Genomic DNA, 10,718 nt, shown 5'->3' on the forward strand with positions numbered 1-10,718 from the left:
GTGATCGCGCATCGGCCCGACTCCCGAGGACTGCCGGACGACGACACCGTCGGCGGGCGCACGGCACGCCAACTGCTGCGCCTGTGCGAGGTCGCGGGCCTGGACCCGACAGCCGCCGAGGCCTACGCGCATACGCTGACCGAGGCGCTGGGCCCCGTCGCCGAACGGCCGCTGGACCTGCCACCCGCCTCCGAGACCTTTCTCTCCGACGACCACACGCCGGTGGAATTCTCCCTGGCCTTCGTCCCCGACGCGCCCCCGACCCTGCGGGTGCTGATGGAGCCGGGCAGCGGGGCGGGCAGCCTGAAGAAGAGCGGGCGCACCGGGCTGAAAATCCTCCGCAGGCTGGCACGGCGGTGGCATTTCACCACCGACCCGCTGGATGACCTGGAGGACCTGTTCTTTCCGCCGTCCCCGCACGGGCCCCTCGCCCTCTACTGCGCGCTGGAACTGCACCCCAGCGGCGTACCGAGGGTGAAGGTGTACCTGAACCCGGCCGCCCGTGGGGAGGAACGTTCCGCCGAGACCGTACGGGAAGCCCTGCGCCGGCTCGGTCTGCGTCGGGCGTTCGCGACCCTGCCCGAAGCCGACGGTTACCCCTTCTTCGCCCTGGACCTGGGACAATGGGAGACCCCCCGGGTCAAGGTCTATCTGCGCCATGACGGCCTCGCCGCGGCCGAGGCACCCGGCCTGTGCCGTATGGATCCCGGTCCCGACGCGGCGGAGATCGAGCGGTTCTTCCGCACGGCCGCCGGACTCGACGCCGAGACCCCGGACGCCGACGCCTCGCCGTCGAGCGCCTTCACCGACGACGGCCGCGGACGGCAGCGGCGGCTCACCGGGCGACCCGCCCTGACCTGCCACGCCTTCACCAGTACGAAGACCGAACGCCCCAGCGGCTTCACCCTCCACATCCCCGTCCGGGCCTACGCACGGGACGACGCGGAGGTCATGTCCCGGGCCACGACCCTCCTCGGCCGCTACGGCATCGACCCCGAGCCGCTGCTCGCCGCGTCGGCCGCCGTCACCTCACGTCGGCTGGAGGACGGCGTGGGCCTCATCGCCTACCTGGCACTCGCCCACCAGCAGGGTCACCCGCCGCGCGTGACGGCGTACGTCTCCTCGGAGGCGTACCAGGTCCGTCCGCCCGCCGCCCTCCGGCCCGCCGAGACCGCGCGGTAGCGCGGCGGCACCGCCGGGAGACCCCCGAGGGGAGCCGTACGCCACCGCCGTCGAACCGCTCCCCTCGCACACGAGTCGCCCCGCCCACCCGCCGAGGCGGCTCTGACCTGCCGTCATTCACTCAGCAGTTCTTGCAGATAGGGAGCGACGTCCACGTTGATCGACGCGCTCCCCGCCTGGCCGTACTGGCCCGCGATGCCGCTCAGGTAGGCGGCTATCTCCTTGTGCATGACCTCCGGCTCCGGCAGGACGGCCTCTCCCGCGACGAGCCGGGCGACCCAGCGCGACTGCGCTTCCACGAGACGGGTGATGGAGCCGTGCGGACGGACCAGGCCGACGAAGTACAGACCGGGACGGCCGGGTGCGACGACCCGCTTGTACAACTCCACCGAGCCCCGCGCCCCGACCGGGCAGCCGGCCGGCAGGAACGGGAATGCCATGCGGTAGCCGGTGCAGTGGACGATCGCGTCGGCGTGCGCGGAGGTGCCGTCGGTGAACGCGACCCGGCTGCCGTCCAGGAAGTCGATGGCCGGCTTGGGCACGATCCCACCGTGACGGATCCGGGGAAGGATCTCGTCCGAGACGGTCACCGCCGAGGCGAAGAGGGGGTGGTCCGGCTCGGGCAGGCCGTAGTCCGAGAGCTTGCCCCGGGCGACCAGCAGGGCCTGGTCGATGAAACGGCGCTGCTCCTCCAGCGACATGCTCGTCCACCACGGCGCCTCGGCGATCTCGTCCAGCGCCATGCCGAAGAGCTGTTTGGGCAGCACGTGCCGGCCCCGGCGCACCGAGAGCAGCGTCCGCTCCGCGTGCCGGGAGAGGTCCACGGCGATGTCCACGGCCGAGGCGCCGAGCCCCACGACGACCACGCGCTGTCCGGCGAAGTCGCTGCCGTCCCGGTAGTCATAGGAGTGCAGAAACGTTCCGGTGAAGGTGTCGGAGCCGCGGAGCGGAGCGGGCAGGGAGGGCTCGGTGTTGGAGCCGGAGGCGACGATCACCTGGGTGAAGCTCCGGGACGCGCGGGTGCCGCGGGCGTCCACGGTCACGACCGTCCAGGAGCCGTCGCTCTCCTGCCGCACGGACGCGACGGTCGTCTCCAGCTCCAGGTGGTCCACCAGGCCGGCCCACTCGGCGAACGACCTCAGATAGGCGGCGAACTCGCTGTGCCGGGGATGGACGGGACAGGAGGCCGGCATCGGATAGTCGGCGTAACCGGTGAGCTGTTTCGTGGTGTTGAGGTGGAGCGCGAGGTAGCCGGGGCCGGGTTCACCCGCCTGCGGCAGCCGCCAGATCCCGCCGACGTCGGAGGCCTTCTCGACGCAGACGAAGTCGATGCCCGCCGACTTGAGGGCGTGCGCCATGGCCAGTCCCGACAGACCCGCACCGATGAGGCACACACTCACGGTTCCCCCCACAGGAAAGACACCATCCCTTCATGCACGGGCATTGACTGCCCATCCGGAACTACGCTCACACCAGGACGAAGATCACAGGGGAGTGCAGTGGCGGTGGGGCGCTCAGGTGTGGGCCGACGCCCACAGCCCCCGCACATGCCCCAGATGCCGGGTCATGACCTCGCGCACGGCTCTTTCGTCGCGGGCCAGCAGGGCGTCGAGCAGCTCCAGGTGCTCTTGGGCGGAGGACAGCAGACGACCGGAGGCGGAGAGCGCCGTCAGGCCGTACAGACGGGCGCGTCCGCGCAGGTCACGGACCACTTCGACGAGGTGCGCGTTGCCGGCGAGGGCGAGCAGGCCGAGGTGGAAACGGGTGTCGGCCTCGACGTAGGCGATGAGGTCGCCCGCCACCGCGGCCGTGACGATCTCCCGGGCGGCGGGCCGCAGCGCCTCCAGTGACACCGGGTCGGCGGTCGTCGCCAGCGCCACCACCGTGGGGATCTCGATCAGCGCGCGGAGGTGGGTGTACTCGTCGAGCTGCTGGTCGGAGACGTCGGTGACCCGGAACCCCTTGTTGGGCACCGCGTCGACCAGGCCCTCCTTCGCGAGATCCAGCATCGCCTCGCGCACCGGCGTCGCGGAGACACCGAAGCGGGCGGCCAGGGTCGGCGCCGAGTACACCTCGCCGGGCCGCAGTTCGCCCGCGATCAGCGCCGCCCGCAGGGCGTCGGCGACCCGCTCGCGGAAGCTGCTCCGGTGGCCGCCGAGCACGGGGAGCACCGGGGCGGGGGCGGGGGCCCCGGACGAGGGGCTGCTGGTGCGGGGGGCGGGCATGGAGGGTCTCCTCAGGGCGGGTGGTGCCGTGTCACGTGCCACCAGTATCGGCGTGGCCGGGTACGCCCGTTCCGGCCTGTGGAAAACCGGCGTCCGACGTGGACCGGGTGGTGTGGACAGGGAACGGGTGGCTTGAACCGTGGACGTGTGGGCCGTGTGGCCTGGGCCGGGGACGGTGTGGCGCGGAACGAGGGGCGGCGGAGGCGGTGACGTGTGGCGGACGGGTGTCAGAGCACGAATCCGGCCGGGAAGGGGTCCGCCGGGTCCAGCAGGTACTGGGCCGTGCCGGTGATCCAGGCACGGCCGGTGAAGCTGGGCAGCACCGCGGGGATGCCGGCGACGTCCGTCGTGCCGAGCAGCCGGCCGGCGAAGCGGGTGCCGATGAAGGACTCGTTCACGAACTCGGTGTGCAGCGGCAGTTCGCCCCGCGCATGCAGTTGCGCCATGCGCGCGCTGGTGCCCGTGCCGCAGGGGGAGCGGTCGAACCAGCCCGGGTGGATCGCCATGGCATGCCGCGAGTGGCGGGCGGTGGAGCCGGGCGCGTACAGGTGGACGTGGTGGCAGCCGCGGATGGACGCGTCCTCGGGGTGGACCGGCTCGGCCTCGGCGTTGATCGCCTCCATCAGCGACAGACCGGCCCGCAGGATGTCGTCCTTGCGCGCCCGGTCGAAGGGCAGGCCGAACTCCTCCAGCGGCAGGATCGCGTAGAAGTTCCCGCCGTAGGCGAGGTCGTATGTCACCGTACGGCCGTCGGGCAGGGTGGCCTTGCGGTCCAGGGCGACCGCGAAGGACGGGACGTTGTGCAATGTCACCGCGGTGGCCGCGCCGTCCTGGACGGCGACCTCCGCGACGACGAGTCCGGCCGGGGTGTCCAGCCGGATGGTGGTGACCGGTTCCACGACCTCGACCATGCCGGTCTCCACGAGCACGGTCGCCACGCCGATCGTGCCGTGCCCGCACATCGGCAGATAGCCGGAGACCTCGATGTAGACCACGCCCCAGTCGCAGTCCGGCCGGGTGGGCGGCTGGAGGATCGCGCCGCTCATCGCGGCGTGACCACGGGGCTCGTTCATCAGCAACTGCCGTACCTCGTCGCGGTGTTCACGCAAGTGCAGCCGCCGCTCGTTCATCGTCGCGCCGGGGATGGTGCCCAGCCCGCCGGTGATGACGCGGGTGGGCATGCCCTCGGTGTGCGAGTCGACGGCGTGCAGGACGAGTTTGCTGCGCATGGCATCCCTTTCCGGCGGCCGGTGTGACACGGGCCCCCGCAGGTGCGGGGGTCCCTGGGGGTGTTACGCGAGGCCCGCGGCGACGGCCTTCTCGGTGGCCGCGCGGACGGCCGCCTCCTGCTCCGGCAGCAGCGGGACGCGCGGCGGCCGGCAAGGACCGCCGTACCGGCCGACCACGTCCATCGACAGTTTGATGGCCTGGACGAACTCGACACGCGAGTCCCAGCGCAGCAGCGGGTGCAATTGCCGGTACAGGGGCAGCGCGGTGGTGAGGTCACCGGCGACGGCGGAGCGGTACAACTCCACCGACGCGCGGGGCAGCGCGTTCGGGTAGCCCGCCACCCAGCCCTTGGCGCCGGCCACCGCCAGCTCCAGCAGGACATCGTCGGCACCGATCAACAAGTCGAGTTCCGGGGCGAGTTCGGCGATCCGGTACGCGCGGCGGACATCGCCGGAGAACTCCTTGACGCCGTGGATGTGGCCCTCGCCGTGCAGCCGGGCCAGTGTCTCGGGCACCAGGTCGACCTTGGTGTCGATCGGGTTGTTGTACGCCACCACCGGCAGGCCCGCCTTCGCGACCTCGGCGTAGTGGGCCAGCACCGCTCGTTCGTCGGCGCGGTAGGCGTTGGGTGGCAGCAGCATCACCGCACCACAACCGGCCTCACGGGCCTGCTCGGCCCAGCGGCGCGACTCCGCCGAGCCGTACGCCGCGACGCCGGGCATCACCCGGTCGCCGCCGATCGCCGCCACCGCCGTCTCCACCACCCTGGCGCGCTCCTCGGGCGTGAGCACCTGGTACTCACCGAGCGAGCCGTTCGGTACCACGCCGTCGCAGCCGTTCGCCACCAGCCAGGCGCAGTGCTCGGCGTACCGGTCATGGTCGACGCGGAGGTCGTCGTCGAGGGGGAGGGCGGTGGCGACGAGGACGCCGCGCCAGGGGCGGTGCTGGGGGGTCGTCATGCGAAGGGCCTCTTCTCGTCCGGGTCTTCGTCAGGTCCGACGTGTGGTGGTGGTACAGCGTCCAGTGATGTGTGACATGGCACTGGCGCGTTCATGAGCGGTGCTGTGGTGGGGGCCGGGTCGGCGGCCAGTACGCCGAGGGGGACCGGGCGGGCCAGCAGCCTTCTGGTGGGGGTGGCGTCGCAGCCCGCGACGCCGGCGACCCCGGGCTCGCACATCCGGCCCTGGCACCAGCCCATGCCCGCCCTGGTCAGCAGTTTCACGGTGCGCAGGTCGCCAGCCCCGAGTGCGACGGCCTCGCGGACCGCCCCGGCGGTGACCTCCTCGCACCGGCACACGACCGTCGCGTCGTTCACCTGCTCCACCCACCGCACGGGTGCCGCGTACACGCCGTCGAGCTCCGCGAAGAACGCCCGCAGTCGGGTACGGGCCCGGGCGGGCGCGGCCCAGGTCCGCGGGTCGGGTGCGGTGCCGTGGAGGCGCGCGGCGGCGGAGCGTCCGGCGATGTGCCCCTCGGCGAGGGCGAGGGCCGCGCCGCCGACGCCCGTGGCCTCCCCGGCGGCCCACACGCCGGGCACGTCGGTGCGCTGCTCGTCGTCGACGTGCACCCGCGGTCCGTCGAGCCGGCAGCCGAGCCCTTCGGCGAGGTCGGTGTGCGGCAGGAGGCCATGACCGACGGCGAGGGTGTCGCAGGGGATGCGCCGTTCGGTGCCGGGGCGAGGGCGCCCCGCGGCGTCGAGCGCGGCGACGGTCACCGCCCCGAGACGGTCGCGACCATGGGCCTCCAGCACCGTATGGCGGGCCAGCACCGGAACTCGGTGGCGCAGGAGCCGAGCCGCGTAGCCCGCGCCTTCGGCGAGCTTGCCGGGCTCGCCGGCGAGGGCGCGGGCCCGGCGCGGGAAGGCGTTCGGAGCGGCAGGGGAACGGCGTACGGCGTGGACCGGGTCCGCCCACTCGACCAGGGCCGCGACCCGGGCGCCCGCCGCCGCGAGACCGGTCGCGACGGGCAGGAGCAAGGGGCCCGTGCCGGCCACCACCGCCGTCCGGCCGGGCAGCACCAGCCCCGCCTTCAGCATGGCCTGGGCGCCGCCCGCCGTCACCACACCCGGCAGGGTCCAACCGGGGAACGGCAGGACCTTCTCGTATCCGCCGGTCGCCAGCAGCACGCCGTCGGCGCGGACCGTGACGGACTCCTCCTGACCGGGACCGAGCAGGGCGTGCACACGGAAGCCGGGGCGTGCCGAACCCGGGTCCGCACCGTCCGCCGACTCCGCCGAGTCCGCTTCCACGCACCACACATGATGGTCACTCAGCAAGGTCACACGCCCGGCGGCGAGGTGGCCGGCGAGCCCCTCACGCAGTCGTTCCCAGGTGCGCCACTGGTGATGGAGCGCCTGCGGGCGGCGGGCGCCGAGTGCGGAGGCGGGCTGCCGGTAGAACTGCCCGCCCGGCTCCGGGGCGGAGTCCACCAGGACGACGCGCACGCCCCGCGCGGCGGCGGCCAGCGTGGCCGCGAGCCCCGCCGGACCGGCCCCGATCACCGCGAGCACCGGCCAATCAGCCATCGTGGCCCGTCCCTTCCTGCGTACGGATGTCCGCGCCGGGCGCGGCCGGCACCAGGCAGGCGCGTCGGTTGGGACGGCCGTCGACGGTCACCAGGCAGTCGAAGCACACGCCGATCCCGCAGAACACCCCGCGAGGCCGGCCCTCGCCGCGCGTGACGCGCCAGGAGGTGATGCCCGCCGACCAGAGCGCGGCGGCCACCGTCTGCCCCGGCAGCGCCTGGATCTCCCGGCCGTCGAAGGTGACGGTGAACGGCGCTCCGGGACAGGCCCGGACCAGCTCCAAAGGGTTCACGGCGCGGCCTCCTCGGGGAAGCGGTCGGGACGGAACGGCGTGAGGTCCAGGTCGGGGGTCTTTCCGGCCAGCGCCTGGGCGATGAGATGGCCGGTGCCGGTGGCCAGGCCGATGCCCGCGCCCTCGTGCCCGCAGGCGTGGAACAGGCCGGGCACCCGCGGGTCGGGCCCGACGGCCGGCAGGTGGTCCGGCATGTAGGGGCGGAATCCGAGATAGGCGCGCATGACCCGGACCTGCGCCAGGAAAGGGAAGAGACGGGTGGCACCGGCCGCCAGCGCCCGGACGACCGGCAGGGCGAACGACCGGTCGAAACCCACCCGTTCACGGCTGGCGCCGATCAACACGGGCCCGGCGGCGGTCCCTTCGACGACCGGCGAGGTCTGGAGCGCGGCCGAGTCGCTGGCGACGTCGGCCACGTAGCCGGCGGCGTACACCTTGTGCCGTACCCGGCGCGGGAGCGGTTCGGTGACCAGGACGAAGCCGCGGCGAGGGAGAACGGGCAGATGGACTCCCGCGAGGGCGGCCACCTCCGCGCCCCAGGTGCCGGCCGCGTTCACCACGGCCGGGGCCGAGATGTCACCCCGGTCGGTCCGTACGCCCCGCACCCCGCCGTCGGCCCCGCGCAGCACCCGGGTCACCGTCCGCCCGGTCTCCAGCCGGGCACCCGAGGCCCGGACGAGGTGGGCGGCGGCCAGGGTGGGCATGACCTGCGCGTCCTGCGGATAGTGGACGCCCCCCGCGAGACCGGGCGCCACATACGGTTCGAGCTCGGGGAGTCGAGCCGCGTCGACGGTGACCGTCTCGACCCCGGCGGCGCGCTGGTCGGCGGCCAGGTCCCGGAGAGCGGTGAACGCCTCGGGGGTCGTCGCGACGACGAGGCCGCCCTTGGGCTCGTACTCGATCGTCCCGCCCAGTTCCTCGGCCAGGTCGCTCCACAACCGGGCGGACAGGAGCGCGAGTCGGAGTTCGGGTCCGGGCTCCTTGTCGGAGACGAGGAGGTTGCCCTCGCCCGCGCCCGTCGTGCCACCGGCCACCGGGCCGCGGTCGACCACCACCACGTCCAGACCCGCACGTGCCGCGTACAGCGCACAGGCGGCGCCCACCATGCCGGCGCCGACGACCACGACGTCACAAGTCGGTTGGTTGGCCACGCCAGTAATATGTCACATGGCGCCGAGGGCGGGAACAGGCCCGCGGGGACGTCATCCGCCGGGGCGGCCGATGCCGGGACTGCCGGCGCCGGGACGACGGGCGGACCGCACTGTGCGCTGGGCCGCGCCCCCCCGATGTCACTCGAGTTCGCTGGGCTGCGCCTTCGGCGTCCGTCCGGCCAGGACGTCCTCCAGCCGCTGGCTGCCCTGCCGCACCGCGTCCTCGGTGCTGTCGTGGTCGGCGCCGCCGGTCCCGCCGTTGGTGACCGTGAGCGCGTTGGTGCCGACCCGTACGGCGGCCACGTCGAGGGTGAGGGTGATGGGGGAGCCGTAGGCGTCGCCCCGCACGGTCACGGTGACCGCCTGACGGGCGTCGCCCTCGTCGGGGAGGGAGGCCTCGACGACCTGGACGGTGCGGGTGCCGCCCGCGCCGGTCGCGGTGAACTCGTCGCAGGTCTCCGGCAGTGCTTCCAGCCACTTCAGCGACTTGTCCAGCTGGGCCCGCTCGTAGGTGGCGACCTGGTAGAGCAGCCGGGAGTCGCCCTCGGTGAATCCGGTCAGCGCCGACGGTCCCGACGGTTCGCCCAGGAGGGTCTCGTCATAGAGCGCGTCGAGGAGGCGCTGGCAGTCGGCGGCGTTCGTCCTGGCCGTCAGGAAGGCGGCCGTGTCCACCTGCCCGATGAGCAGCCGGTTCCGCCAGGTCGCCGCGTTGCTCACCTGGTTCCAGTCGTCCTCCAGATCCCCCTCGGTGATCAGCGCGGTGCGGGCGCCGACGGCGGTGAGGCGCGGGTCGGGGGACGGCGTGGGGGTGGGCTGGGCCAGGGGCCGCTGCGCGACGGGCCGCTCGGCGCGGGTGGAGACGGCGGTGTCCGCCTCGGCCGTCGCGCTGTCGTCCCCGCCCGCGCAGGCCGCCGTGGCGAGCAGCGCGCCGGCGGCCACGGCGACGGCCAGGACACGGGCGGGCCGGACCGCCCGGGCCGTGCGCGGCGGGTGCGTGCGCGGCAGGTCGGTGCGCGGCGGGTCCGCGCGTGGTGGGTCCGTACGGGAACGGTGGGACGGGCGGGACGGCCGAGCGGTGGTCACGGATGCCTCCTGAAGGCGGGACGGTCGACTACCACCGCACCACCGGCCGGGGCGGGCGACCAGCGCACCGAGCCCGGACGGGTGAACCGGGAGATCCGGCGGACGACGTGGTCCGAGGCGTTCACGGGACCGGAAAATGTGAGGAGACCGCCCCGGTCGCCAGGGCATCATGACGGTCCGCCGCCCGTCCTCGACGGCGGCGCCGATCACCACCGGGGGCCCCTGTGACCGTCCAGAACATCCTGCTGTCCGGCGTCGTCGGCTCGACCGCCTACGGGCTCGCGCACCAAGGATCCGACATCGACCGCCTCGGCCTGTTCGCCGCACCCACCGAGGACCTGCACGGCCTGCGCGGGCCGAAGGAGTCCCACGTCACCACGGCACCCGACCGCACCCTGCACGAGGCCGCGAAGTGGTGCCGTCTCGCCCTCGGCGGCAACCCGACGGTGATGGAACTCGTCTGGCTGCCCGAGGAGTTGTACGAGGTGCGGACCGGGCTGGGCGAGGAACTCATCGGCATCCGGTCGACGTTCCTGAGCGCGCGCCGGGTCCGTGACGCCTATCTCGGGTACGCCACCCAGCAGTTCCGCAAGCTGCACAGCCGTGGCGACGGATCCTTCTCGGCGGACACCCGCAAGCGCACCGCCAAGCACGCCCGCCACCTGAAGCGGCTGTGCCAACAGGGCTATGAGCTCTATGCGACGGGCCGGTTGACCATCCAGGTGGACGACCCCGAGAGCTACCACCGTTTCGGCGAGCAGGTGGCCGCCGACGCCGAGGCGGCGCTCCCGCTGCTGCGCCGCTTCGAGGCGGCGTTCGAGGAGACACGCAGCGTCCTGCCCGAGCACCCGGACGAGACGGCCGCCGACGCGTGGCTGCGCCGGGTGCGGCGGCACTTCTACGCCCCCCAGGGCGCGTCGGCGTAGAACCCCTCGGCGACTCCGGTATGCGGGGCGCGGAAAAAAATCCCGCGCCCCCCCCCCCCCCCCCCCCCCCCCCCCCCCCCCCCCCCCCCCCCCCCCCCCCCCCCG

At 73.6% G+C, this 10,718-nt stretch carries 10 protein-coding genes; 2 read left to right on the forward strand and 8 right to left on the reverse strand.

The features are described from left to right. Nucleotides 1-1,182 carry a tryptophan dimethylallyltransferase family protein gene (locus tag ALMP_RS09115; RefSeq protein WP_264925770.1) on the forward strand — a complete coding sequence of 394 codons (1,182 nt, stop codon included), beginning with the start codon at nucleotides 1-3 and terminating at the stop codon, nucleotides 1,180-1,182. A gap of 113 nt (nucleotides 1,183-1,295) precedes the next feature. Here ALMP_RS09115 and ALMP_RS09120 read toward each other — a convergent pair whose 3' ends face one another. The 8 genes from ALMP_RS09120 to ALMP_RS09155 all read right to left on the reverse strand — a co-directional run bounded on the left by ALMP_RS09120 (nucleotide 1,296) and on the right by ALMP_RS09155 (nucleotide 9,609). Then, nucleotides 1,296-2,582, reverse strand: a complete 1,287-nt coding sequence (locus ALMP_RS09120) for an NAD(P)/FAD-dependent oxidoreductase (protein ID WP_264925771.1) — start codon at nucleotides 2,580-2,582, stop codon at nucleotides 1,296-1,298. A 114-nt stretch (nucleotides 2,583-2,696) separates the two neighbouring features. Continuing rightward, on the reverse strand, nucleotides 2,697-3,407 hold the full coding sequence (locus ALMP_RS09125) for a GntR family transcriptional regulator (protein ID WP_264925772.1): 711 nt from the start codon (nucleotides 3,405-3,407) through the stop codon (nucleotides 2,697-2,699). A gap of 227 nt (nucleotides 3,408-3,634) precedes the next feature. After that, a complete protein-coding gene (locus ALMP_RS09130) occupies nucleotides 3,635-4,636 on the reverse strand; it encodes a proline racemase family protein (protein WP_264925774.1) in 1,002 nt (333 codons plus the stop codon). A gap of 63 nt (nucleotides 4,637-4,699) precedes the next feature. Further along, complete coding sequence (locus ALMP_RS09135) at nucleotides 4,700-5,596, reverse strand: dihydrodipicolinate synthase family protein (protein ID WP_264925775.1); 897 nt, start codon at nucleotides 5,594-5,596, stop codon at nucleotides 4,700-4,702. Beyond that, a complete protein-coding gene (locus tag ALMP_RS09140) occupies nucleotides 5,593-7,161 on the reverse strand; it encodes an FAD-dependent oxidoreductase (RefSeq protein ID WP_264925776.1) in 1,569 nt (522 codons plus the stop codon). Before ALMP_RS09140 ends, ALMP_RS09135 begins: the two co-directional genes overlap by 4 nt. Further along, nucleotides 7,154-7,453: a (2Fe-2S)-binding protein gene (locus ALMP_RS09145; protein ID WP_264925777.1), complete on the reverse strand. Its 300-nt coding sequence runs from the start codon at nucleotides 7,451-7,453 to the stop codon at nucleotides 7,154-7,156. Before ALMP_RS09145 ends, ALMP_RS09140 begins: the two co-directional genes overlap by 8 nt. After that, on the reverse strand, nucleotides 7,450-8,604 hold the full coding sequence (locus tag ALMP_RS09150) for an FAD-binding oxidoreductase (protein WP_264925778.1): 1,155 nt from the start codon (nucleotides 8,602-8,604) through the stop codon (nucleotides 7,450-7,452). The genes ALMP_RS09145 and ALMP_RS09150 overlap by 4 nt, the downstream gene beginning before the upstream one ends. 138 nt (nucleotides 8,605-8,742) lie before the next feature. Continuing rightward, nucleotides 8,743-9,609 carry a hypothetical protein gene (locus ALMP_RS09155; RefSeq protein ID WP_264925782.1) on the reverse strand — a complete coding sequence of 289 codons (867 nt, stop codon included), beginning with the start codon at nucleotides 9,607-9,609 and terminating at the stop codon, nucleotides 8,743-8,745. Between the two features lie 302 nt (nucleotides 9,610-9,911). On the opposite strand from ALMP_RS09155, the gene ALMP_RS09160 reads away from it, so the two are divergent. Then, nucleotides 9,912-10,613, forward strand: a complete 702-nt coding sequence (locus ALMP_RS09160) for a nucleotidyltransferase domain-containing protein (RefSeq protein WP_264925779.1) — start codon at nucleotides 9,912-9,914, stop codon at nucleotides 10,611-10,613. Nucleotides 10,614-10,718: the final 105 nt, after the last annotated feature.

It is taken from the genome of Streptomyces sp. A012304, from assembly GCF_026008495.1.
Taxonomy (GTDB): domain Bacteria; phylum Actinomycetota; class Actinomycetes; order Streptomycetales; family Streptomycetaceae; genus Streptomyces.